This is a genomic window from Nitrospira sp. KM1 (assembly GCF_011405515.1).
In the GTDB taxonomy this organism is placed as follows: Bacteria; Nitrospirota; Nitrospiria; order Nitrospirales; family Nitrospiraceae; genus Nitrospira_C.
Window position 1 is genome coordinate 2,960,662 of record NZ_AP022671.1, and the last position, 23,233, is coordinate 2,983,894.

Here is a 23,233-nt window from a genome sequence, read left to right on the forward strand (position 1 = left end):
ATATAATCCCCCACCCCATGAGCCATTCCATCATCATCAAGGGCGCCCGAGAGCACAACCTCAAGAACATCGACGTGGAAATCCCGCGCGACAAGCTGGTGGTCATCACCGGGCTGAGCGGTTCAGGGAAGTCGTCGCTGGCCTTCGACACGATCTATGCCGAGGGGCAACGCCGGTACGTCGAGTCGTTGTCAGCTTATGCCCGCCAGTTTCTCGAGCAAATGGGAAAGCCTGATGTTGATTCCATCGAGGGGCTTTCGCCCGCCATTTCGATCGAACAGAAGAGTACGAGCCACAATCCCCGGTCGACCGTTGGAACGGTGACGGAGATTTATGACTATCTGCGCCTGTTGTTTGCCCGGGTCGGAAAGCCGACATGTTTCCAGTGCGGAGAAGAGATCACGGCGCAGACCGTCCAGCAAATGGTTGACGCCATCGCGGCATTGCCGGACGGGATGAAATTTCAGATTCTCGCGCCGATCGTGAGGGGCCGCAAAGGGGAATACCGCAAAGAACTGCTCGAAATGCGTAAAGCCGGTTATGTTCGGGCCCGCATCGACAACGTCATCGTCGATCTCGGCGACGACATCACGCTCGATAAACAGAAGAAACATACCATCGAGATCGTCGTGGACCGGTTGGTGATGAAATCCGGCGATGCCATGCTGCGCCGTCTGGCGGATTCGGTCGAAACCTCGCTGAAGCTGTCCGGCGGATTGGTCGGCGTGCTGACCGATGACCAGGCGATGGCACTCTACAGCGAACGACTGGCCTGTATCCGCTGCGGCGTCAGTTATCCCGAAGTCACGCCTCGAATCTTCTCGTTCAACAGCCCTCACGGAGCCTGCCCGGCTTGCGATGGGATCGGCTATGCCGTCACGCCCGGTTGCCCGGAAGACGAAGACCTGACGCTCCTGGAGCCCTGCGAGGTGTGCCACGGTGCGCGGCTCAGGCCGGAGAGTCTGTCGGTCAAGGTTGCCCGGAAGTCCATCGCGGAAGTCACCCGGCTTTCGGTCCGTGTGGCATCGGAGTTCTTTTCGGCTCTCAAGTTTACCGAGCGGGAAATGATCATCGCGCATCGTATTCTGAAGGAGATTCGCGAGCGTCTCGCGTTTCTCGTCAATGTCGGATTGGACTACCTGACGCTGGACCGGGCAGCGGCCACGCTCTCGGGGGGAGAAGGACAACGCATTCGGCTCGCGACACAGATTGGATCCGGCCTCGTCGGCGTGCTCTACATTCTCGATGAACCTTCCATCGGGCTGCACCAGCGCGACAATCGGCGCCTACTTCAGACCCTCCTGCGGCTGCGTGACCTGGGCAACACCGTGGTCGTCGTCGAACATGATGCCGAAACCATGATGGCGGCGGATCATATTATGGATATGGGACCCGGCGCTGGCGCCCATGGCGGCCGGCTGATTGCGCAGGGCACGCCGAAAGAAATCATGAAGGATCCACAGTCCCTGACCGGCCGGTATCTGCGCGGCGTAGAAATGGTGGCTGTCCCGAAGCGGGAGAGACTTCCCAAAGCGTGGCTCTCCGTCGTAGGGGCATCCAAACATAATTTAAAGGGAGTGACCGCGAAAATTCCGCTGGGATTGCTGACCTGTGTGACCGGTGTGTCCGGTTCGGGAAAGAGCACCTTGGTGCTGGAAGTTCTATTTCATTCGCTATCCCAACTTCTCTACAGCAGGAAACCAAAGATTGACGGATGCAAAGAGTTGAAGGGAGCCGATGCCCTCGACAAAGTCATCGACATCGATCAATCTCCGATCGGACGCACACCCCGTTCGAATCCGGCCACCTATACCGGGCTGTTCGGCTATATCCGGGACTTGTATTCCAACTTGCCGGAGTCGCGAGTGCGCGGATATAAGCCCGGCCGCTATAGTTTCAATGTCAAGGGCGGACGATGCGAGGCTTGCCAGGGCGACGGCCTGATCAAGATCGAGATGCATTTCCTTCCGGACGTCTATGTCACCTGCGAGGTTTGCAAAGGACAGCGATACAACCGGGAGACGCTGGAAATTCTGCACAAAGGGAAAAGCATCGCCGATGTCCTCAACATGACGGTGGACGAAGGGCTGGAATTTTTCGAACACATCCCGTTGATCAAATCGAAACTTCAGACACTCCATGACGTCGGTCTTCACTATGTGAAACTTGGACAATCGGCCACGACCCTGTCCGGCGGAGAAGCGCAGCGGGTGAAATTATCGCGCGAGCTGTCGAAGCGGGCCACGGGGAGGACAATGTATATCCTGGACGAGCCGACGACGGGTCTGCACTTTGCCGATGTCCAGCGGCTCCTCGACGTATTGGACAGGCTCGTCGAGTCCGGCAATACGGTGCTGGTCATAGAGCACAATCTCGACGTGATCAAGAATGCGGATTGGATTATCGATCTGGGTCCGGAAGGGGGCGATCGAGGCGGCCATATCGTGGCCGAAGGATCTCCCGAAGAAGTTTCAAAAATGAAACGCTCATACACTGGACAGGTCCTGAAAGAAGTCTTGGCAGGCTGACTCACATACACGATGTCTCCAGCGTTTGGCTCCTTCCCCCGCTTCCCCAGCCTGGACCTAAGAAACACTACTAGGACACACTGTCTTTTTCGGAAATAATGTCTGCAGGTTCGCCATCTGCGTGGATACGCTGCGATAGCATCGTGAAATCGTATGCACTCTAATGAACTGCATTTCTCTTCTTATAGGACAACCTATTCCTCGAGCGCTGAAATTCCAGAAGCCTTCTAATTGGTTTCGACGCCTCGTGCCGTTCGGCTATATCGAAGTTCTGCTGTAATTCCGAATCCTTCCGCCGAGCAAACCAGTCTTTCACAGAGCTGGTCCGCTGCTTGCTAGCTCATGCGTGATGTATGCGTTTCTTCCAAGGATTGCTACGCATCGCGGAGCAAATCATGTTGGATGCAAACAGACCCGGAGTCTGACCCAATCACCAAAGTCATGAGGAGGAACTATGAACAGCGATCAATTCAAAGGGCAGTGGAAACAATTCAAGGGTGAGCTGAAGAGGCAATGGGGGAAGTTTACCGACGATGATTTGATGAAAATCGAAGGAGATTACGACAAGTTCACTGGCGCAATGCAAGAACGATATGGCGACAAAAAGGACGAGGTCAGCCGTTGGGCCGATCAATGGTACGAAAAGCAGCATGCGGCCGGATCACAAGGAAAGATCTGAGCTGATAACAAAGGAATTGCGAGCGCATGGCGTTACACCGATAGGGGGATACATATGAAACAGTTTGCCGCAGCCGTTGTCATGACAGCCTTGCTAACGTCTCCGTCCTGGGCGCTCTTCGAGAGTAACAAGGAGTTGTCAAAAGGCGCTTCCGTGACTCTCGACAAAGCCGTGCAGGCCGCCGTGGCTGCAATGCCTGGAAAGGCCGTGGAAGCTCAGATCGGGAGGGAAGAGGGACGAACTGTGTATAAAGTCGAGATCATCGACAATGGCGATAAGACCCGGATGGTCTATGTCGATGCGCAAACCATGCAAGTGAAGATCGACAAATAGTTCGGGTGATGCCGGGGCTTTTCGAGGCCCCGGCATACGCTCATGGAGAGAGCCATCATGAAGAGGCAATCCGTTTTATCCAGGTTCGCTCGCCGCGTCGTCCGATCCAACGTGGTCACCAAGGTAAGGGTCGGTATCGCCACTGTTTTGATCGGAGGTGGCTTGGCGGGAGGGCTGGGAATGCCTTCCGCAACGCAAGCCGAGAATTATGTTTTTGATGACGTGGAAAAAGGTCTTGTATCGTTAGGTGGTCGCGCGACCTATTTTGATCCTCCGGGGGCGAGCCCGAAATGGTATGGCGGAGCTCAGGCGCGCCTGCATCTTGGTCAGATATTTGCCATAGAAGGGTCGGTCGATTATCGGGAAAAGAAATACGGAGACACATTTACACGAACCTATCCGGTTCAAGTGTCAGCACTGATCTATCTGCTTCCCGGCAAACGCATCAGCCCCTTCTTGCTCGGCGGGGGCGGCTGGTATTACACGAACGTCAACAATCCAAATGGCGCCAGCGATACGCAGAACCGGTTCGGGGCACACGCGGGAGGTGGCGTTCAGTGGATGCTGAACACACGATTTTCAATCGATTCGACCTATCGGTATGTCTGGTTGGAGACTATCGATTCGACCAATCAAAACATCAAAGATAAAAGTTTCAACGACAACGGCCACATGGTGACCGTCGGATTGAATTTCCACTTCTGAAGGTGAACTGATGAAAAAATGTGCTCATCCATCTTGTTCGTGCGAGGCGCAACCGGGAAAGGAATTTTGTTCGGATAATTGCAGGAACGCCGACAACCAAACCGATGGACATTGTGGTTGTGCCCACCCCTCCTGTCGGGCGCCAAGAGTCAGCTCACGATAAAGGAACGGAATACTCGGTCGATGAAACGCCGAGAAATGGGCCGCCAAAACCGAAAATTTAGACTAATCAAAGGAGAAATGTCATGAAGACGACCATGATCAATGCAGCCTGCGTCCTTACCCTATTGGGTTTCCTGGGAGGTTGCCAGGGAGGCTCGAGTCATTGGAGTTCAAGCCAGTCGGCTGATGCCAGAATGAATGCCGCCATCAAGAATAAGTTTGCGGAGGAAAAGATAGATCTGACGAAGGTCGGAGTCGACACCCAGGACGGTCACGTCTATCTCAGTGGTGTTGTTCCAACATCGGACGAAAAGGCCCGGGCGGAACAGATCGCCAGGAATACGGTGCTAGCCTCACCCGCGGTGAACTGGTTGATCGTCAATCAGCTTCAAGTGCGGCCGGTCATTGACGACGCGGTCATTACATCGTCGATCAAAGGCCGTCTGATGAACGACCGTCAAATCAACGCTTCTCAAATCGCCGTTGATACCCAGCAGGGTATCGTCAGTTTGAACGGATCCGTGCCGTCTCCCGATCATAAATTCCGGGCAGAGACGCTCTCGCGTGAAATCCCTGGCGTACGCCAGGTCGTGAACAACCTCCAAGTGCCCCCCGTGCCTCCCGCGACCGGAATTGTGCCTTCTTCCGGTCTGATCCAGAATGACCCATTGATTACGGCCACGGTCAAGGAACGTCTGACGACGGATCGCATTGCCAATCTCGCGCGAGTCCATGTCGATACGACGGAGGGCACCGTCTATTTGAACGGCGTCGTGCCTTCTTCCGGTCATAAAGTCCGCGCGGAACAGATTGCACGGGACGTGAGCGGGGTCACGCAAGTTGTCAATAATCTGCAGGTGCAACCATAGCTCCAGAACGGAGAGAAATCTATGAAACAAACAGGAACCTATACTGCCAGATCATTTGATCTGCATGGACTGCGGGGGATTTCCGATCGGACGTTGGATACCCATTTCAAACTTTACGAGGGGTACGTCAAGGAAACGAATCGGCTGATGCAGCTCTTGAGGGATTTTCTCAAGGACGGAAAGGTGGATCAGGAGGAGATGCCGGCCTATTCCGAGCTCAAACGTAGGATGGGGTTTGAGTCGAATGGTATGGTGCTTCACGAATACTACTTCGATAACCTCATGCGGGGGGGGTCCGATCGATCGCCCGACCATTCCCCGTTTCGAGAGGCGGCTGAGGACAGTTTCGGATCGTTCGAATTATGGAAAGCGGATTTTGTCGGAGTCGGCAAAATGCGAGGGGTCGGGTGGGCGGTGTGTTATCTCCATCCAACCATGGGACAACTGGCCAATCATTGGATTACCCTGCATGAAGTGGGGAACGTCACGGGTTTTGTCCCGCTCCTTGTCATGGATGCCTGGGAGCACGCCTTTATCCTGGATTACAAGCCATCTGAGCGCGGCGAGTACATTGACGCGTTCTTCAGCAATGTCAACTGGGGAACGGTCAATCAACGGTTGATCAGCTCTCCCGCACACCACGCGGCGCAGCACACGTGAGCCGTGAGCCAACAGCTGGAAGGAGCCCACTGAGTGCAAGTCCTGCTGAGAAGCCTCATCATCTGCGGGCCGTTGCTGGGGGCGGCGTGCCAACATGCGGCGCCTCCTCCAGCACGCGTGGACAAACCGGCTGTCTCATTTCGGAGCGCGTTACTCGAAGAACATTATCAACGTCTGGGTGAACAGCCTCAATTGCTCTCAGGAGACAGGCTTGTCGTCGGAACAGTGACGGCCGTCGCGTCCGAGCAAATCAAAGTCGACATCGGTGAATTGCAGCCCCGTTTCGTCCCGGTCAAGCCTTCCGAGGAAAAGCGATTTACCGTTCAACCAGGAGATGAGCTGATCCTGACACTCAATGAGCAGAATCTCGTCGTCGACTATCATCTCGCGGGTGAACGGAGCGGAGGGCACAGCGTGCTCCGTGGAAGCATCGCCCAACACCTTCCTGTCGGTCATGACCGCGTCGTCATCAAGACGACGGAGGGACGTGAAGACAGTTTTGAGATTCGACCCGCATCGAGAAGCAAACTCGCATCGATTCCGGTGGGAGTGCAGGGGGTCTTTCTTCTCGACGAAACCAATAAGATTGTCGATGCCACGTTCGCGAATCCGCAGGCCGTGGATCAGGCACGCAGACTGCCGGAGCAGAAGTCACCTTTGAAAGGTTCCTATCCGCGGATCGACGGCACCATCATCGAACCGCTTTCCCAAGATCGCATTACCATCAAGACGCAAGATCGCGGGCAACAGTCCTATCATGTGCGACCATTGGTGCAAGAGAAACTGGCAACCATGAAAAAAGGAGATGCCGTGACGGTCATGATTGATGAGGACGATGAAGTCATCGATGTAGCGGTGCCGCCTAAGGAGAAAAGTCGATAGCCAGCGGACTTCTCTTCCTCAGCGCCACAGATCGTAAGGACGGGTCTCCTAGCCACTCCACCGATTTTCTCTTCTCTCGTTCTGAACACTCTTTAATCAGCAGTCACAAGTCTTGCCTTCAATAAGCCGGTTGAATCTGCGCACTTTGTCCCCCGTGGACAGGTTATTCCACAGGGAGTCCATATGGAACCGGGAGAGATCTTCAGCGCTAGATCCATAAAACATGCGTCAGCACGCTTGATACAGCGCGTACTGATAATCAGGCCTGCTGTTTGCTCTAGACCTCGATTGCTGGCGATGGACATATAACCATCGAGTTCATTCCATAGTGAAGGAGAGCATCATCATGAGTACACGAAGCGGGTACAGAGCATTGGTCGCGTGCGGGGTTGTCTGTCTGGCTCTCAGCATCACGGCATGCAACACCACCAAGGCCACGGTCGATTCGACCGTGAAATTCTTTTCCAGCACGAGTCCTGAATCCATGTTTACAGCAGACGGCATGGTCGAGCGGGATCAACAGATCAAGCTTTTTGCCGGGGTGTCCTATGAGAATTTACGGCAAGAGGCAGCCTCGGGCAGCGGACAGTATCTCACGTCCCTCGCCGTCTTGTATGGCGTTCCAGAATCCCGGCAGGCACAGTTCGGCAAACTGCTTCAAGAGCATCACGCATGGTTGTTCCCCGCGGATCTGCAAGAGGACGCGACCGCGCATGTGAAGATGGTTACGGCGTTGAACAGTGTACTTCCGACCTCGCTCGTCACGCCGTAAACACCTATTGGATGACAGATTGGAGGATGACATGGGACCGATGGGCAAAGGCGTAATCTTGTGGCTGCTCGGTGTTCCGGCAAGTCTGTTAATCATCCTGTGGTTTCTGGGGATTTTGAGATAAACCTACTGCTCAGGGAGCTGTGGCTGGGGTCACAACCCCCTGGGCATCTTCAATGGAGGACGTATGATACAGACGAAGTCCGGAAGGATTGGATTGTTGGTTGCGGCAGTGGCACTGGCTGGTTCCTATTCCGCCTTTGGAGCGGATCTGGAAATGCAGGTAGTCGATAAGAACTGCTACATCGAGATTTTTGAAGACGACAACTTCGATATGGACGATCCTCATGTGAAGCTGCAGGGTCCGAAGGAATATGCGACTTTGAAGAATGTGGCAGGAAAAGATTGGAGCAATGACATCGAAAGCGTCATTGTAGGATCGAATGCGAATGTCCGTGCCTATGAAGACAAAGATTTCAAAGGGACGGAATTGGCGTTTGCACCGGGTCAACGGGTTCCCAACTTGGGGAAGCTCGACATGGCCAATGACATTGAATCACTCAAGATCGCCTGCGGTCCCAACTGATCAACCCGACTCTCCCACGGAGGGGTTAGGTTGACCCCTCCCCCTCCCATACGGAGCCCTTTCGGATGAGCACAACCTATCGTCGTCATATGATGATGTTGTTGTGAGAGTCGTTTCATCTGTGACGGGTGGAAGAGGCGATCGCTGGTGCGGGGTGGCGGACGGAGTTTAGACGGAACATTCATCTTTAACATGGTCGAAAACGGCAGAATGATAAGGAGGACTTTATGAGAGTGCGGATGTTGATGGCATTGGCACTGACGGTCGGAGGCTGCGGACCGCATTACACGATCCCGAATTTCGACACCGACGAAATCGAGAAAGTTGTTTCGAGCGGTCGTTCTCCGCAGGGATGCATTGAGGGTCTGAAGGAAGATGCCAAACAATTGAATGTGAAAGTACGGCTCGTGGACATGCAGCACCAAGAAACATCCGGACCGATCGCCTGGATTTACAGCAATACATATGTCTGCACCGGCAAAGTCGTTCAGACTCGGGCGGAGCACGGATCTGTCGAAAAACAGCCGCTTTAACAAATAGGAGAATGCGATCGTGTTCACCGATGCCTCTACGCCGAAGAGCGCTGACGGAACCGGTGAGAGCTATGAACCGGCTTCGGGCCTCAAAGTCCGCTTCCTCCTTACGTTCGACGATGGCCCTCATCATTGTACGTCCAGGGTCCTGCAGACACTCGCGGTCAATTCCGTGCAGGACGAAATTAAAGCCGTCTTCTTCGTCCAGACCAGACACCCGGAAGGTGGAGGGTCGGCAGCCGGTCGTGTGATCTTGAAACAAGAACATCAGGAAGGTCACGTCCTCGGCCTCCATACTGGAACCGCGACAGGACACATTAGTCATACCAGTTTGTCCCGGATGGAATTAGAACGATCATTGGAGAACGGCAAGAAGGATCTCGCGGCGATCATGCATCGATCGCCGCTGTTGGTCCGGCCGCCCTATTGGCGGTACAACGCCCGATCTTTGGAATGTTACGGGCGTCATGACCTGCACATGCTGCTATCGGATGTCAAAGCGTATGACGGAATAAATTGGGGAGCACATGTCTTCCGGCGTTGGAACTTTCGATCACAATTAAATCGCGTCCGGAATGAATCCCGACACGTGGCCAGGCGAGATCGCGAGGAGACTCGGCCGGTGGTGGTGACATTCCATGACACGAATGCCTATACCGCTGACAATCTTGCCGAATATCTTTCCTTGCTGATTGATGAAGCCGAACGGCTGGGTCTGCCGCTCCATACCAAACCGTTTTTTGACCAACCAAGTGACGTGCTGGACGGCGCCCTGCAGTGTGCAGTTCACAATCCCGTACCGACATTCCATTCCGGAATGTGTGTGACCACAGGGTGATCCATGTCAATACCGGTAGATAAATCCGAAGGGGCGCAGGCGGTGGAAATAGAAATGGCCGGTCTGATCGTCGACACACTGAAACTGGAAGTTGCACCGACGGAGATCGACCCTTCAGCTCCATTGTTTGGAGAAGGACTGGGACTTGACTCCATCGATCTGCTGGAAATCGCTTTGGCGGTATCCAGGAAATACGGTGTCGATCTCCGGTCGGGAGACCGCGCCGCCTTCGGCTCGCTGCACGCATTGGCGGCACACATCGACCGGCATAGGGTCCGATGATGTCCGTGAGCACGCACAGGTCCGCCGCGACGTTCGAGTCATCGGAAATCGGCGGCTGCGTGACCGCCTCGCCATGGATCAGTCCACTGGTTCGATACGCTGAACTCGATGCTCCATTCGCATGGCGCAAAGGCACGACGGTGACGGTCCGCCACTTTTTGAGCGCAGTCTGGCGACTGGCTGCGCGCCTGCCGTCAAAACGGCATGTGATCAATCTCTGCAACGATCGCTATTACTTTGCCGTCGGTTTCGGCGCGGCTCTGGTGAGAAGACAGATCAGCCTCCTGCCGACCTGCCGGGCGGCCGAGCCGTTGCAACAACTCTCGCATGAGTACGAGGACGTTTATGTGCTGGCCGATCATGCGGATGTTCCGTCTGGGCTTTCCACGTTCGCATTCCCTGAAGATGTCCAGAGGGTCGCTCCGGCGCCTCATAACCCATTGATTTCTATTCATCAGCTGGCCGCCATCGTGTTTACATCCGGGAGCAGCGGATGTCCTCAAGCCCATGCCAAACGATGGGGCAGTCTCATCCAAGGCGCGCATGCGCTGCGTCGCCAATTCGATCTTGGCCGGAAAAAGGCGAGCATCGCAGTCGGCACCGTACCGGCCCAGCATATGTATGGGCTGGAGACGACCATCATGCTTCCGCTGCAATGCGGATGGGGCATTCATGCCGGTATGCCGATCCTCCCGGCGGACATCATGGCCGATATCGAGCAGATCGATCTTCCTGTCTGGCTGATGACGACCCCGGTCCACCTGCGTGCGTACATGGGCCAGGGAGCGGTGCTCACGGGGCTCGAAGGCATCATTTCGGCCACCATGCCGCTGACGGCGTCACTAGCGCAGGACGTCGAACGATCGTGGTCGGCTCCTGTCTATGAAATCTATGGCTGCACAGAAGGCGGCATCATCGCTTCCCGCCGGACAGTCGACGGCAAGTGGTGGCAGCTCTGTGATGGCTTGAACATCCGACAGAACGGCGAAGAGACATGGGTCAGCGGCGGTCATGTCGGAACTGCGCTCAAACTCACGGATCGAATCGTCGTCGGAGATGATCGGACGTTGGATCTGTTGGGTTCGAGCTACGATCTGGTCAAGGTAGCAGGCAAGCGGGCCTCGTTGGCAGCCTTGAATAACGCGCTGACCCGTATTTCAGGAGTTGTGGACGGAACATTTTTTTGGCCGGATCAAGGCCGAACGGGAACGGGCCGGTTGAGCGCCTTCATCGTGGCTCCGGGGATATCCCGGTCACGCATTCTTGGCGAACTGCGGAAGCGCATCGATCCGGTGTTCCTGCCCCGCCCGTTATACCTGGTCGATGCGTTGCCACGGAACACTACCGGGAAGCTGCCGCGTGAACGATTGGAAGCATTTGCGAATCGACTCAAATCGTGCCCCTCTGTTCGAGGCTGATCCATGCATATCGAACTGCCGTGCTGCATCGACCCTGCTCACGCATCTCTAACCGGGCATTTCCCTGACCATCCCATCGTGCCGGGCGTGGTGATTCTGAACGAGGTGTTGCGGGCGGTCGAGCCGTATTGTAGCGGAATGTCGGACGCGTTCAGGATGCCTTCGGCGAAATTTCTGTCCCCGTTACTGCCCGGTCAACGATTTACCATCACCATTGATCATTCGAACGAGAAGACATGTTTTACCGTGAAGAGTGGGATCACATGCATTGTGACGGGTATCCTCACACCGGAGTCGCCCTCGTCCGGAGGCGACGTACCGTGAACAGTCTCTGGCTCGATCAACGAGAACGAGGCAGTCGCCGTTTGATCCTGTGCCTGACGTGGATCACGCTGCGGCTGGGACGCGGCCTGTCACGAGTATTTCTATATCCGATCTGCCTCTATTTTACGGTGTTTTCCGGAGGGACGCGCCGCATCTCCAAAGAGTATCTCGAAAAGGTGCTGCGACGCCGGGTGGGTTCGATGGATGTGTTCCGACATTTTCACACCTTCGCGTCCACGATACATGACCGAGTGTATCTGCTGTCGGGAAAGCACCGGCATTTCGAGGTGCGGATCGAAGGGGAGGAGATCCTCGAACCGTATCTCGAACAGAAGCGTGGATGCATTCTACTGGGCTCGCATCTGGGCAGCTTCGAAATGTTGAGGGCCCACGGTCTGTTCGAACGGCAGCTGCCGATCAGTATGGTCATGCACGAAGGCGCGACTCCGAATTTGAACGCGGTCCTCCACAATCTCAATCCTGCCATCCGGCCTCGCATCATTTCACCCGGTACGCCGGATACGATGCTGATGGTCAAGGAGCGGCTGGATCTCGGCGAGCTGGTTGGAATTTTGGGAGATCGGATCTTTCGCGGCGACCGGGCGATGGTCTGCACCTTTCTGGGGCAGCCGACTCGATTTCCCGAGGGGCCATTATTGCTCGCCGCGTTGTTGCGGGCTCCCGTTATTTTGTTCTTCGGACTGTACGAAGGCGGGCGTCGCTATACCGGACGCTTCGAGCTATTGAGCGAGGCGATGCCGGCGGTCCGTCCCAGGTCGTCCGACGACCTTCGTCCTTGGCTCGAACGGTATGTCGGCAGACTCGAACACCATTGTCGGTTGTATCCCTACAACTGGTTTAACTTCCATGGATTACCTCATGAAACACAGTCTGCACATCTTCATCCTGAGTCTCCTTTGCTGGTCGCCGACGGACGTATTCGGTGAGACGGACTCGCCGCCGTGGAACGTGCCTCAGCTGATGGAGCTTATGGCGCAAGTGACGTCCCGTCAGGAAAGCTTTACGGAGACCAAGATCGTGGGGGTCTTGACTCGTCCTCTCGTCTTGAAAGGGACATTATCCTATGTCCGGCCGGATCGGGTCGAAAAACATGTTCTGGCTCCTTATGACGAACATGTCGTCGTGCATGGCGATCAACTCACGCTGGCCAATCGCGAGGGCACCAAACGGGTGAACGTGAGAAGTCATCCGCTGATCTGGTCATTCGTGGAAGCGATCCGTGCAAGTCTCGCCGGCGATCTCACCACGCTCGGCCGTTTCTATTACATCGATCTGCAAGGAACCCGGGACAGTTGGATTCTGATCTTGCGGCCGTTGGACCGGCAGGCTGCGGAGTATCTCTCCAGCGTCAGACTGAGTGGACACGGCAACCGTTTGGTCAGCGTGGAGATTCAGGAAACAGGCGGGGACCGATCGGTCATGCTGATCCAGGGACACGTGTCGTGAGTGCCGCCTTTCGGCCCGCCCTCATCCTCTGGGTCGTCTTCCTTCTCGCGTGCGGCGCCGTGGTGACTCGAATGACAGTGACCACCGATTTGGCGGCATTATTATCCGGCTCGGCCATTCCTGCCCAGGAACTTCTGATCGCGCAATTGCGGGATGGAGTGGCGGCCCGCCTGTTACTGATTGCCATCGAGGGTGCGGATCCTGAAACTTTGGCGGAGGCCAGCGGCCGGCTCACGGAAGCGATTCAAACCAGCAACCTGTTTGGCTATGTGCACAACGGTGATCCGGCCAAACTCAAGATCGAACGCGACGTCCTCATGCGACATCGGTATGTCCTGAGTTCGGCCGTCGCCGCCGATCATTTTACCGCGCCCGCCTTGCGTGCTTCCCTTGAGCGTCAAATGGAATTGCTCGGTTCTCCTGCCGGGGCCGTGACGAAAGCGCTGTTGCCAGCCGATCCAACGGGCGAGCTCGCACACATTCTGTCCGAGTTGTCCATGGGGGACGGCCCCTCGGTGCTGCACGGAGTCTGGTTCTCACGGGATGGTTCCCGCGCGCAACTTATCGCGGAAACGCGGGCGGCAGGCTTCGATCTCGATCAGCAGGGATCCGCATTGACGGCGGTTCGGAAGGCATTCGCTTCTCTGGGGCTGCCGGAAAGTGTTCGTCTGCTTATCAGCGGACCCGGCGTCTTTGCCGTGGACTCGCGAGCCACGATCGAACGGGATTCATGGAGACTCTCGGCCGTGGCCGGCACGCTCGTCGTCGGATTGCTGCTCACGATATATCGTTCCGTTTCGCCCGTTTTACTGAGTCTGCTCCCGGTGCTCAGCGGTCTTCTTGCCGGCGTCGCGGCGGTTCAGATTGTCTTCGGCTCGGTCCACGGCATTACGCTTGGATTTGGTGCGACGCTGATCGGCGAAGCCGTCGATTATCCGGCATATCTGTTCACGCAGGTCATGACCGGTGAACGGTTTCAAGAAACGCTCTCTCGTGTGTGGCCGACCTTGAGGCTGGCCGTGCTGACGACCGTCTTCGGCGCGCTGACGATGTTGCTCTCGAGTTTCACGGGCCTGTCACAACTAGGCGTTCTGTCGGCCGTGGGTGTATCGGTTGCAGGTCTCGTGACCCGGTGGGTACTGCCTGCCCTCTCACCGCAACCCATGAAAAGTTCCGCCCGCGAAATTCTTCCGCTGAACTGGACCAGACCGTTGGCGGACCTGCGTTCCGCCTCCTGGGTTATCTGGGTGCTGTGTTTTGGCGCCATGGGGTTGCTGACGGTCAAACATCAGAGCATTTGGGATCATGATCTCGCCAATCTCAGTCCTGTCTCGCAGTCGGCCAAAGACTTGGATGCGCAATTGCGCGCTGAACTCGGGGCACCGGACGTCCGTTATGTCGTCGTGGTGCGAGGCCCCGATCAGGAACAGGTTCTCACGACGAGTGAACATCTTGCCCTGGTGCTGCACCGAATGACGCAGGACGGATTGTTGACCGGCTACGATCTTCCCAGCCGGTATCTCCCGTCTCGAGAAACCCAGAGCCGGCGACTGGCGGCGCTTCCTGACCGAGCACAGCTTGCCGCCGCGCTCACCCGTGCGCGTGACGGGTTGTCGTTCCGCTCCGGCCTCTTCGAGCCGTTCTTACGGGATGTCGAACAAGCACGCGCTGGGAAGTTGCTCGAGAGCGACGATCTGCGGGAATCGGCCTTTTCCATAAAACTCAGAGCACTGCTACTTTCCGGCAAGGACGGCTGGATAGGGCTGGCGCCGCTCCGCGGCGTGTCTTCAAGCACGGCGGTCGCGGACCGGCTTGCTCAATCCGGTCTGTCCGGTGCGAGGTTTCTCGATCTCAAGGGTGAAGCCGAACGATTGGTCGATGGGTATCGCCGGGAATCCCTTCGGTTTACAGCCGCCGGTTTCCTGGCCATCACCGCCGTTCTATGGTGGGGCCTCCGGAATCCCGGTCGTGTGGGACGTGTGCTGGTGCCGCCCGTCGTGGCCGTCATCTTTGTCGTGACGATTCTCACGGTGGCCGGTGAACGGCTGTCACTGTTCCATCTCGTGTCGCTCTTGCTGGTGATCGGGATCGGGCTGAACTATGCGCTGTTTTTCGACAGACGATTCACGGATGAAGCCGAGCGCCGGCGCAACCTTCTGTCCCTGACCGTCTGCATCCTCTCCACCCTGTCGGCATTCGGTGCGCTGGCGTTCTCACATACGGCGGTGCTCCATGCCATTGGGCTCACGGTGAGCCTGGGTGCATTCTTCTCCATGATGTTGTCCGCGGCGCTCGTCCAGAGACGGGAGACCATCCGATGAATTCCCTCACCGTCACTGCGATGACGACGGTCAATCCTCTCGGTCGCGGTCTCGCCGCGACCTGGGACGGGCTGTATCAAAACCGGCACGGACTGCGGCCCAACGATTTTGAGGACGCCGCCATCGACACCTGGATCGGGCGAGTCGACGGACTGGAGAAAGAACCGCTCGAAGGAAACCTGGCTGACTTCGATTGTCGCAACAACCGGCTGGCGGTCATCGCCTTGCGGCAAGACGGATTCGAACAGGCCGTCGCACGAGCGCGTACAAAATACGGCGCGGATCGCATCGGTGTGCTGGTCGGAACGACCACCTCCGGGATTCTCGAAACAGAGATGGCCTACCGCCAGCGAGGTTCACGGAATGGAAATCTGCCGCCCACGTTACGCTACCGGTGCACCCAAAACGTCTTTTCGGTCAGCGACGTCGCCCGGCGCCACTTGTGTCTGAACGGCCCGGCCGCGTCCGTCTCGACGGCCTGTTCGTCCAGCGCCAAGGTATTTGCCAGTGCGTCCCGCTGGATCGAGGCCGGGTTGTGCGACGCCGTCGTCACGGGCGGGGTCGACAGTCTGTGCCTCATGACGCTGTACGGGTTTTCATCGCTCGGACTGCTTTCCGACATGCCGTGCCGACCCTGCGATGTGCATCGCAACGGTTTGTCCATCGGAGAGGCGGCAGGATTCGCATTACTGGAACGGACTCATGAGGCCGACGGCGACATTGTGTTCCTGGGATACGGAGAAAGCACCGATGCCTATCATATGTCGACACCTCACCCGGAAGGAACGGGTGCGGCCGCGGCAATGCAACAGGCTTTGCAGTGCGCCGGCTTGACGCCGAGGGACATCGACTACGTCAATATGCATGGCACCGGCACACAGGCCAATGATCGCGCTGAAGATCAAGCGATCGAACGGACGTTCGGCAAACGGACGCCGTGCAGTTCGACCAAGGGCGGAACCGGCCATACCCTGGGCGCGGCAGGCATCGTGGAAGCGATTCTGACGATCTTCTGCCTTCGGTATGGGCTGCTGCCGGGAATCATTCATACGCGGCAACTCGACCCGGATTTTCGCAGTCGGATTCTCCTCCAAAGCGAACGGCGACCGGTACGGTTTGCCATGAGCAACTCCTTCGGGTTCGGCGGCAACAACTGCAGCCTCATTTTTGGAAGGACGGGCTGATGCAGCTCTATGTGCAAAGTGTGGGGCTCATGGGGCCTGGATTGAACGGCTGGGTCTCGACGCAACCGATTCTGACCGGCTCCGCTCCCTACCGGTTCGGCGATACGCCTCGGGTTGTCCCGAGCATCTTGCCGGCGACGGAGCGCCGCCGCAGCAGCGACGCGGTCAGATTGGCCATTGCCGCCGCCGAGGAAGCCTTGCGGGGCAGCGAGATTACGGGCAACGAGACGGCGACGGTGTTTGCGTCTTCGGACGGCGACGGGTATATCACGCATCAGATCTGTGAGGCATTGACGACGCGCGAGAAGGAGATTTCGCCGACTTCGTTTCACAATTCGGTGTACAACGCCCCGGCCGGCTACTGGAGTATCGCCATCGGGTCACGGCTGGGATCGACAAGTCTCTGCGCCTTCGACGGCTCGTTTGTCGCCGGCCTCCTGGAAGCCGCCGCTCAAACGTGCGTCGATCATCGGCCGGTCATGCTGATCGCGTCGGATCTCCCGTTTCCCTTTCCCCTGTATGCCCTTCGGCCTATCGAGCACGCGTTCTCCGTCGCCATTCTGATGACGCCCGATGCCGGCAGGGGCGCGTTGATGCAATGGCAGATTCAGATCGGCGCCCGCGAGCCGGCCACGTCTGATCCGGCGGGATTGCCGGCCGGCCTGTACCGTAACCCCGCCGCTCGCTGTTTGCCGTTGCTGCGGACGCTGGCCTGCCGCTCGACGGAAACCGTGGTTCTCGACTATCTCGACAATAACAGCGTGACCGTGTCTTGCCAGCCGGTGGTGCCGTCATGAAATCGTCGTCACCCAACATTGCGGACCTCATTCCGCACCAGGGAAGCATGTGCCTGCTCGATTCGGTGGAAACATGGGATGACGAACATATCGTGTGTCTTGCGACGAGTCATCGCCGCCTCGATAATCCGCTCAGGGACGGCAGCGGATTGCGTGCGCTCTGCGCCATCGAGTACGGCGCTCAGGCGATTGCCGCTCATGCGTTCCTGACGCAGGCGTCGCCCGGTGGCCGATCGGGAATCGGACTGTTGGCGGCGGCGCGCGATGTGATTGCTACCGTCTCGCATCTGGATAACGTTGACGGCCCTTTGACGATTCGTGCGCAGGCTGTGTTGCGATTCGATCGGGGGAACATCTACGACGTGGCGATTCAGTACCGTGAGCGGCCGCTGCTCACGGGTCGGCTGACGGTCGTATTGGTGAATGCATCGGTTGAACGGAAGCCCGTGAATCAAGGAGGTGACGAACGATGAGCAAACGTGCTCTCGTCACAGGTGGAAGCGGCGAGATCGGCTCGGCGATCTGTCACGAACTCGCGGCCGCGGGGTTCGAGGTCATCGTGCACGGCTATCAGCGTGCCGAGCGCGCTCGAGCCGTGGTGGAAGCCATTCGGGCCAAAGGAGGCGCTGCCGAGGCTGTGTGTTTCGATGTGACGAATGCAGAGGAGACGTCGCGGGTATTGGAAGGTCTCAAGACGACCGGCACCATTCAAGTGCTGGTCAATAACGCCGGCATGTATCACGACGCCGTGATGGCCGGGATGACCGTTGAACAATGGAGGTCCGTGATCGACGTTTCCCTGAACGGATTCTTCCATGTCACGCAACCCTTGCTGCTTCCGATGATTCAAAGCCGCTGGGGCCGCATCGTGAACATTACTTCGATCAGCGGGTTGATCGGGAATCGGGGACAGGTCAACTATGCCGCCGCGAAGGCGGGGCTCCATGGCGCGACGAAGGCGCTGGCCGTGGAGCTGGCATCCCGTGGCATTACGGTGAATGCCGTGGCCCCGGGAGTTATTGCCACTCTCGGCACGGAGGAACTCTTCACGCCGGAGGCCGTCGCCCGTCTCGTCCCGATGAAGCGGGCCGGCGCTCCTTTCGAGGTCGCCAGCCTCGTAGCCTACCTGGCGTCGGAGGCCGCCGCATACGTCTCCGGTCAGATTATTTCCATCAATGGAGCGATGGCATGAATCGATCGTCGGACGGTGTCGCCGCCGTGATCCCCGCGTACAACGAGGCTTCCACCATCCATCGCATTGCCGCAGGCGCGCTTGAATACGTCCCGCGTGTGGTTGTGGTGGATGATGGTTCATCGGATGACACGGCGGATCGGCTGCGCGGCCTTCCCGTCACCATTCTTCGCCAACCGGGTAATTTGGGCAAAGCCGCGGCCCTTTGGCGGGGTGCGCAGCATGCGATCGCGCTCGAAGCGGATGCGATCATCACCCTGGACGGAGACGGACAGCACAATCCGCAGGACATTCCTGCACTGATTGCGATGCACCGGCGAAACTCCGGCGCGATCATATTGGGGTCACGGCGGCACCACGCCGGAAAAATCCCGCTTGTCCGTTACCTTGCCAATCGTCTGGCGGACTTTTGGATCTCATCGGCGGGTGGACGAGCCGTTCGAGACAGTCAATCGGGATTCCGCATATATCCGGCTGACGTCTTGCGTGTGTTGGGAGCCCGCTGTGATCGGACAGCCGGCTTCGTGTTCGAAAGCGAAATCCTGATCGAAGCGGGTCGCCACGGTGTCCCCATCCATTCGGTACCGATATCGGTGGAATACGGGCGGCATCTTCGGCGCAGCCATTTCCGGCAGGTCCGCGACGTCAGCCGCATCACGCGCATGGTAACCCGCAAACTGCTCGGGCGCCGCAGGGAGATATCGAGACCTCCTGAGGATCGAATCGAGGAAGCGACGCTCTCACCTACAGCTCCGTCCGTCTCGAGGCGAGCCCACGGGTCATCTTTTCGCCGCCGGATCCTGTTCGTCGCCGAATCCGTCAGTCTGGCGCACGTCGCACGGACAGTCGCCCTGGCACGGACTCTTGATCCGGAACTGTACGACCTGCATATGGCCTGTGATCCAAGATACCTCCCGCTGTTTGGATCACTCCATCCAACTCTCCACCATATCCGGTCCATTACATCGGAGCAGTTTCAAGAGCGGCTGCGCACCGGAAGCCCGCTCTACTCGTCCGATGAACTCCGAGCCTATGTGTCGGAAGAGTTGCGCCTCCTGGCTGATCTGAATCCCCATGCGGTCGTGGGTGACTTCCGCTTGTCGCTGTCGGTCAGCGCCCGTGTAGTACGGATTCCCTATTTGACCGTCACCAATGCCCATTGGAGTCCCTATGCTCCATCGCGATACGTCGTTCCCGAGCTGACGATGACCGATCGATTGGGAGTGCGCGCGGGGCAATGGTGCTTCGACCTGATCCGGCCATTGATCTTTGTGCAGCAATCGTGGGCTTTGAACAACGTGAGACGAGAATACGGTTTGCCCTCTCTGGATTATACGTTGCCGCACGTGTTTACCGATGCGGACGAGACCCTCTATGCCGACCTCCCCAAACTCGTTCCCACGTTCGACTGTCCGGCGCACCATCACTATATCGGGCCGGTGCTCTGGTCCCCGCCCACGCGGCCGTCTTGGTGGAAAGGGATTTCAAAAGACCGGCCGATCGTCTATGTGAGTTTGGGATCGACCGGTCCTCATGACCTTCTCAATACGGTCTTGGAGACCCTTGAGGTTCTCGGCCTCTGCGGAATGGTCTCGACGGCGGGGAAACCCGCTCCGTCTAGCATCCCCGATCACGTGTTTCTGTCGCCGTTTGTTCCCGGTCTGGAAGCGGCGGAACGTTCGGCACTCATTATTTGCAACGGCGGCAGCGCGACTGTCTATCAGGCGTTGACCGCCGGGATTCCCGTCCTGGGAATCCCGAGCAACCTGGATCAGTTCCTGATGATGGAATATGCCGCACGGGCCGGGACCGGCGCATATGTCCGGCCACGCGAGGCAGCCGTGCAGGATCTGGCTCCCATCCTTCACGACCTTCTCACTGATCCTGAATATCGTAGCAAGGCCGAAACCTTCAAAGGTCTGATCCGTTCAGGAGACGGCTGTACTTCGTTGGATGCGATCCTCCGCAGACGGCTGAATATGAATTCGAACGGCGATGCATCATCTCCGGCTGAAAGGCGCCGCGCGTCTCACGACGCGGCGTCCGGTTCTCACTCGGCAGCCTGATCGGCTCGCTGATCCTCTCAACAATTCCTCGCATGTTCTGACGGCTTGCTGCGGACCTTGCAGGGCCTGGGGGGAATTACTAGAATGGCGGCGTTCATGCCGGTTTTCACCTGCTTCCAAGGAGTTCGTATGCCGCCGAAAAAGAAGCCTTCCGTCGGGCCCAAACAGGGCGGGACAAAACAGATAGCCGAAACGATGTCCGCTCCCTCGACGCAGGATTTCGAAAAACTCGGCGTATTATATCTGGGCCGCCCGTACGATCCTGAGGCTAAACAGCCAAAACCGGGATGGTTCCTCTACGACTCAAAAGATCTGGTCACCCACGCGGTGTGCGTTGGTATGACCGGAAGTGGAAAGACCGGCCTCTGCTTATCTCTGCTCGAAGAAGCGGCTATCGACGGTATTCCGGCCATCATCATTGATCCCAAAGGCGACCTTGGGAATCTTCTGCTTACCTTCCCCGATCTCAAAGGTGAAGACTTTCAGCCCTGGATCAATGAGGACGATGCAAAAAAGAAGGGCTTGTCCACTGCTGATTATGCCAAAGCTCAGGCAGAATTGTGGGCGAGCGGTCTGGCCGCGTGGAACCAGGACGGCGCACGCATCCGTCGCTTGCGGGATGCCGCCGAGTTCGCCATCTATACGCCGGGAAGCCAGGCGGGGTTGCCGGTTTCGATTTTGAAATCCTTTGCGGCGCCGCCGGGCGACGTCCTGAGCGATGCCGAGGTCCTGCGGGAACGAATCATGACTACGACGACGGGTCTCTTGGGCCTGCTCGGAGTCGAAGCCGATCCGATACGGAGCCGCGAGCACATTCTCCTATCAACGATTCTGGATCATTTCTGGAGGCAACAACAGGATCTCGATCTTGCGGCTCTGGTCCGGGCTATTCAAACACCCCCGGTGAACACCGTCGGAGTGATGGACCTGGATGCCTTCTTCCCCGCCAAGGAACGGTTTGCATTGGCGATGAAGATGAACAATCTCCTTGCCTCGCCGGGATTTCAGGCGTGGATGGAAGGAGAGGCACTGGATATCCAGCAGCTGCTGTACAGTCCTGCAGGAAAGCCCAGAATGGCGATCTTTTCGATCGCACACCTCAGCGATGCGGAACGGATGTTTTTTGTTACGCTGCTTCTGAGTCAAATGATCGGGTGGATGCGGGCGCAATCCGGGACGACAAGTCTTCGGGCCCTGCTCTACATGGACGAAATATTCGGATATTTTCCGCCGGTGAGGAATCCACCGTCGAAATTGCCGTTGCTCACGTTACTGAAGCAGGCACGGGCGTTCGGGCTTGGCGTCGTGCTGGCCACGCAAAACCCGGTCGATCTCGACTACAAAGGGTTGGCCAATACGGGGACCTGGTTCATCGGCCGTTTGCAAACGGAGCGGGACAAGGCACGCGTCCTCGAAGGGTTGGAAGGCGCATCCTCGGGAGCGGGAATGAAGTTTGACAGAGCCCGCATGGAGAGTCTGCTGGCCGGCTTGGGGAATCGTATTTTTCTGATGAACAATGTGCACGAAGACGAACCCGTCGTGTTTGAATCCCGGTGGTGTCTCTCGTATTTGCGCGGCCCGCTCACTCGCGCGCAAATCAAGCAGCTCATGGACCTCCAACGGTCTGACGCCGCTCTGCCGTCATCGTCGGGCAAGGTGGCGCTTCGTGAGCAGGGTGGCGCTCGCCCTTCCGTTGCGCCTGACGTGCCTCAGTTTGTCGTCCCGGTCAGAGGCTCGCGCCCGAACAATGCCGGGCTGGTCTATCGGCCGATGGTCATGGGAAGCGGTCGGCTCAGGTTCGTCGATGCCAAAAGCGAAGTAGACGACGTGAGGGAAGTGACGCGGCTGGCCGAGTTCGGAGACGGCGCCGTGACGGTCGACTGGGATCAGGCGTCGGCCCTCAACGTTTCCGTGACTGATTTGGAATCCGTTCCGGACGAGACCGCCCGATTTCTTCCACTCCCTTCTGCGGGAGCAAAAGCGAAAAGCTATGCCGGATGGAACAAAGAGTTCGGTGCCTGGTTGTTCCGTACACAAGGCATAGCGGTGCTCAAAAGCCCAAGTACCGGCGCGGCGTCCAAGCCGGGAGAGTCCGAGCGGGATTTCCGCGTGCGATTGCAGCAAGCCGGCCGCGAGCACCGTGATGAGGCCGCCGAGTCGCTGAGGCGTAAGTATGCTCCGAAAATCGCCTCATTGCAGGAGCGTATCCGCCGAGCCGAGCAGATGCAGGAACGTCAACAGGCGGAGTCGCGATCGAGCCAGTTGCAGGCCGCAGTTTCGGTCGGAGCCTCCATCCTCGGCGCTTTCCTGGGACGAAAAACGTTGAGCGCAACCAACATCGGCCGCGCGACGACCGCCATCCGTGGAGCGGGCCGCGTGTTGAAGGAGGCGCAGGACGTCAGCCAGGCACAGGAGACTGTCACCGCGTTGCGGCAACAACTGTCCGAGTTGGAGAGGCAATTCGAATCCGAACGGGAAGCCCTCTCAGCCGCGACCGATCCGCTCGGTGAGAAACTCGACGTGGTGTCGATCCGGCCGAACAAAACCAACATTGCGGTCAAGCTCGTCGCCCTGGTCTGGGTCCCCTACTGGGAAGATGGACAAGGATTGATGACCGCAGCCTATGAATGACCGT

23 protein-coding genes are annotated in these 23,233 nt (G+C 57.7%); all 23 read left to right on the forward strand.

Annotation, left to right across the window (positions count from 1 at the left end; all coding sequences use genetic code 11):
• Positions 1-17 precede the first annotated feature (17 nt).
• On the forward strand, positions 18-2,528 hold the full coding sequence (uvrA, locus tag W02_RS13915; protein WP_173048708.1) for an excinuclease ABC subunit UvrA: 2,511 nt from the start codon (positions 18-20) through the stop codon (positions 2,526-2,528).
• Positions 2,529-2,982: 454 nt separating this feature from the next.
• Complete coding sequence (locus tag W02_RS13920; protein ID WP_173048710.1) at positions 2,983-3,207, forward strand: CsbD family protein; 225 nt, start codon at positions 2,983-2,985, stop codon at positions 3,205-3,207.
• Between the two features lie 54 nt (positions 3,208-3,261).
• Positions 3,262-3,540 (forward strand): PepSY domain-containing protein, encoded by a 279-nt coding sequence (locus tag W02_RS13925; protein ID WP_173048711.1) that lies wholly within the window; start codon positions 3,262-3,264, stop codon positions 3,538-3,540.
• Between the two features lie 57 nt (positions 3,541-3,597).
• Complete coding sequence (locus W02_RS13930) at positions 3,598-4,245, forward strand: outer membrane protein (RefSeq protein WP_173048713.1); 648 nt, start codon at positions 3,598-3,600, stop codon at positions 4,243-4,245.
• A 245-nt stretch (positions 4,246-4,490) separates the two neighbouring features.
• Positions 4,491-5,276, forward strand: coding sequence for a BON domain-containing protein (locus W02_RS13935; RefSeq protein WP_173048715.1), 786 nt, complete (start codon positions 4,491-4,493; stop codon positions 5,274-5,276).
• 21 nt (positions 5,277-5,297) lie between these two features.
• On the forward strand, positions 5,298-5,936 hold the full coding sequence (locus W02_RS13940; RefSeq protein WP_173048717.1) for a superoxide dismutase: 639 nt from the start codon (positions 5,298-5,300) through the stop codon (positions 5,934-5,936).
• 33 nt (positions 5,937-5,969) lie between these two features.
• Entirely contained in the window at positions 5,970-6,818 is an 849-nt protein-coding gene (locus tag W02_RS13945) for a hypothetical protein (RefSeq protein WP_173048719.1), read from the forward strand.
• Positions 6,819-7,164: 346 nt separating this feature from the next.
• Positions 7,165-7,590 (forward strand): DUF3015 family protein, encoded by a 426-nt coding sequence (locus W02_RS13950; RefSeq protein WP_173048721.1) that lies wholly within the window; start codon positions 7,165-7,167, stop codon positions 7,588-7,590.
• Between the two features lie 187 nt (positions 7,591-7,777).
• Positions 7,778-8,176: a beta/gamma crystallin domain-containing protein gene (locus W02_RS13955; protein ID WP_173048723.1), complete on the forward strand. Its 399-nt coding sequence runs from the start codon at positions 7,778-7,780 to the stop codon at positions 8,174-8,176.
• A gap of 227 nt (positions 8,177-8,403) precedes the next feature.
• On the forward strand, positions 8,404-8,709 hold the full coding sequence (locus tag W02_RS13960; protein ID WP_173048725.1) for a hypothetical protein: 306 nt from the start codon (positions 8,404-8,406) through the stop codon (positions 8,707-8,709).
• Positions 8,710-8,728: 19 nt separating this feature from the next.
• Positions 8,729-9,547, forward strand: a complete 819-nt coding sequence (locus W02_RS13965) for a polysaccharide deacetylase family protein (RefSeq protein ID WP_173048727.1) — start codon at positions 8,729-8,731, stop codon at positions 9,545-9,547.
• Between the two features lie 42 nt (positions 9,548-9,589).
• Complete coding sequence (locus W02_RS13970; RefSeq protein WP_173051487.1) at positions 9,590-9,829, forward strand: phosphopantetheine-binding protein; 240 nt, start codon at positions 9,590-9,592, stop codon at positions 9,827-9,829.
• A gap of 5 nt (positions 9,830-9,834) precedes the next feature.
• Positions 9,835-11,247, forward strand: a complete 1,413-nt coding sequence (locus W02_RS13975; RefSeq protein ID WP_173048729.1) for an AMP-binding protein — start codon at positions 9,835-9,837, stop codon at positions 11,245-11,247.
• A gap of 3 nt (positions 11,248-11,250) precedes the next feature.
• Positions 11,251-11,571 (forward strand): MaoC/PaaZ C-terminal domain-containing protein, encoded by a 321-nt coding sequence (locus W02_RS13980; RefSeq protein WP_173048731.1) that lies wholly within the window; start codon positions 11,251-11,253, stop codon positions 11,569-11,571.
• Positions 11,568-12,518, forward strand: a complete 951-nt coding sequence (locus W02_RS13985) for a hypothetical protein (RefSeq protein WP_173048733.1) — start codon at positions 11,568-11,570, stop codon at positions 12,516-12,518. The genes W02_RS13980 and W02_RS13985 overlap by 4 nt, the downstream gene beginning before the upstream one ends.
• Before the next feature lie 34 nt (positions 12,519-12,552).
• Positions 12,553-13,038 (forward strand): LolA-related protein, encoded by a 486-nt coding sequence (locus W02_RS13990; RefSeq protein ID WP_255458592.1) that lies wholly within the window; start codon positions 12,553-12,555, stop codon positions 13,036-13,038.
• A complete protein-coding gene (locus W02_RS13995) occupies positions 13,035-15,359 on the forward strand; it encodes an MMPL family transporter (RefSeq protein ID WP_173048737.1) in 2,325 nt (774 codons plus the stop codon). Before W02_RS13990 ends, W02_RS13995 begins: the two co-directional genes overlap by 4 nt.
• Positions 15,356-16,543 (forward strand): beta-ketoacyl-[acyl-carrier-protein] synthase family protein, encoded by a 1,188-nt coding sequence (locus W02_RS14000; protein ID WP_173048739.1) that lies wholly within the window; start codon positions 15,356-15,358, stop codon positions 16,541-16,543. Before W02_RS13995 ends, W02_RS14000 begins: the two co-directional genes overlap by 4 nt.
• Positions 16,543-17,340 carry a beta-ketoacyl synthase chain length factor gene (locus W02_RS14005; protein ID WP_173048741.1) on the forward strand — a complete coding sequence of 266 codons (798 nt, stop codon included), beginning with the start codon at positions 16,543-16,545 and terminating at the stop codon, positions 17,338-17,340. Before W02_RS14000 ends, W02_RS14005 begins: the two co-directional genes overlap by 1 nt.
• Positions 17,337-17,813 carry a hypothetical protein gene (locus W02_RS14010; protein WP_173048743.1) on the forward strand — a complete coding sequence of 159 codons (477 nt, stop codon included), beginning with the start codon at positions 17,337-17,339 and terminating at the stop codon, positions 17,811-17,813. The genes W02_RS14005 and W02_RS14010 overlap by 4 nt, the downstream gene beginning before the upstream one ends.
• Positions 17,810-18,532, forward strand: a complete 723-nt coding sequence (gene fabG / locus W02_RS14015) for a 3-oxoacyl-ACP reductase FabG (RefSeq protein ID WP_173048745.1) — start codon at positions 17,810-17,812, stop codon at positions 18,530-18,532. Before W02_RS14010 ends, fabG begins: the two co-directional genes overlap by 4 nt.
• A complete protein-coding gene (locus tag W02_RS14020) occupies positions 18,529-20,598 on the forward strand; it encodes a glycosyltransferase (protein ID WP_173048747.1) in 2,070 nt (689 codons plus the stop codon). The genes fabG and W02_RS14020 overlap by 4 nt, the downstream gene beginning before the upstream one ends.
• 129 nt (positions 20,599-20,727) lie before the next feature.
• Complete coding sequence (locus W02_RS14025; protein ID WP_197742019.1) at positions 20,728-23,229, forward strand: ATP-binding protein; 2,502 nt, start codon at positions 20,728-20,730, stop codon at positions 23,227-23,229.
• Positions 23,230-23,233: the final 4 nt, after the last annotated feature.

Excerpts from the sequence above, each read along its gene's own strand:
- uvrA (WP_173048708.1), top strand. The coding sequence starts at position 18 with ATGAGCCATTCCATCATCATCAAGGGCGCCCGAGAGCACAACCTCAAG.
- W02_RS13920 (WP_173048710.1), top strand. The coding sequence starts at position 2,983 with ATGAACAGCGATCAATTCAAAGGGCAGTGGAAACAATTCAAGGGTGAG.
- W02_RS13925 (WP_173048711.1), top strand. The coding sequence starts at position 3,262 with ATGAAACAGTTTGCCGCAGCCGTTGTCATGACAGCCTTGCTAACGTCT.
- W02_RS13930 (WP_173048713.1), top strand. The coding sequence starts at position 3,598 with ATGAAGAGGCAATCCGTTTTATCCAGGTTCGCTCGCCGCGTCGTCCGA.
- W02_RS13935 (WP_173048715.1), top strand. The coding sequence starts at position 4,491 with ATGAAGACGACCATGATCAATGCAGCCTGCGTCCTTACCCTATTGGGT.
- W02_RS13940 (WP_173048717.1), top strand. The coding sequence starts at position 5,298 with ATGAAACAAACAGGAACCTATACTGCCAGATCATTTGATCTGCATGGA.
- W02_RS13950 (WP_173048721.1), top strand. The coding sequence starts at position 7,165 with ATGAGTACACGAAGCGGGTACAGAGCATTGGTCGCGTGCGGGGTTGTC.
- W02_RS13955 (WP_173048723.1), top strand. The coding sequence starts at position 7,778 with ATGATACAGACGAAGTCCGGAAGGATTGGATTGTTGGTTGCGGCAGTG.
- W02_RS13960 (WP_173048725.1), top strand. The coding sequence starts at position 8,404 with ATGAGAGTGCGGATGTTGATGGCATTGGCACTGACGGTCGGAGGCTGC.
- W02_RS13980 (WP_173048731.1), top strand. The coding sequence starts at position 11,251 with ATGCATATCGAACTGCCGTGCTGCATCGACCCTGCTCACGCATCTCTA.
- W02_RS13990 (WP_255458592.1), top strand. The coding sequence starts at position 12,553 with ATGGAGCTTATGGCGCAAGTGACGTCCCGTCAGGAAAGCTTTACGGAG.
- W02_RS14000 (WP_173048739.1), top strand. The coding sequence starts at position 15,356 with ATGAATTCCCTCACCGTCACTGCGATGACGACGGTCAATCCTCTCGGT.
- W02_RS14005 (WP_173048741.1), top strand. The coding sequence starts at position 16,543 with ATGCAGCTCTATGTGCAAAGTGTGGGGCTCATGGGGCCTGGATTGAAC.
- W02_RS14010 (WP_173048743.1), top strand. The coding sequence starts at position 17,337 with ATGAAATCGTCGTCACCCAACATTGCGGACCTCATTCCGCACCAGGGA.
- fabG (WP_173048745.1), top strand. The coding sequence starts at position 17,810 with ATGAGCAAACGTGCTCTCGTCACAGGTGGAAGCGGCGAGATCGGCTCG.
- W02_RS14020 (WP_173048747.1), top strand. The coding sequence starts at position 18,529 with ATGAATCGATCGTCGGACGGTGTCGCCGCCGTGATCCCCGCGTACAAC.
- W02_RS14025 (WP_197742019.1), top strand. The coding sequence starts at position 20,728 with ATGCCGCCGAAAAAGAAGCCTTCCGTCGGGCCCAAACAGGGCGGGACA.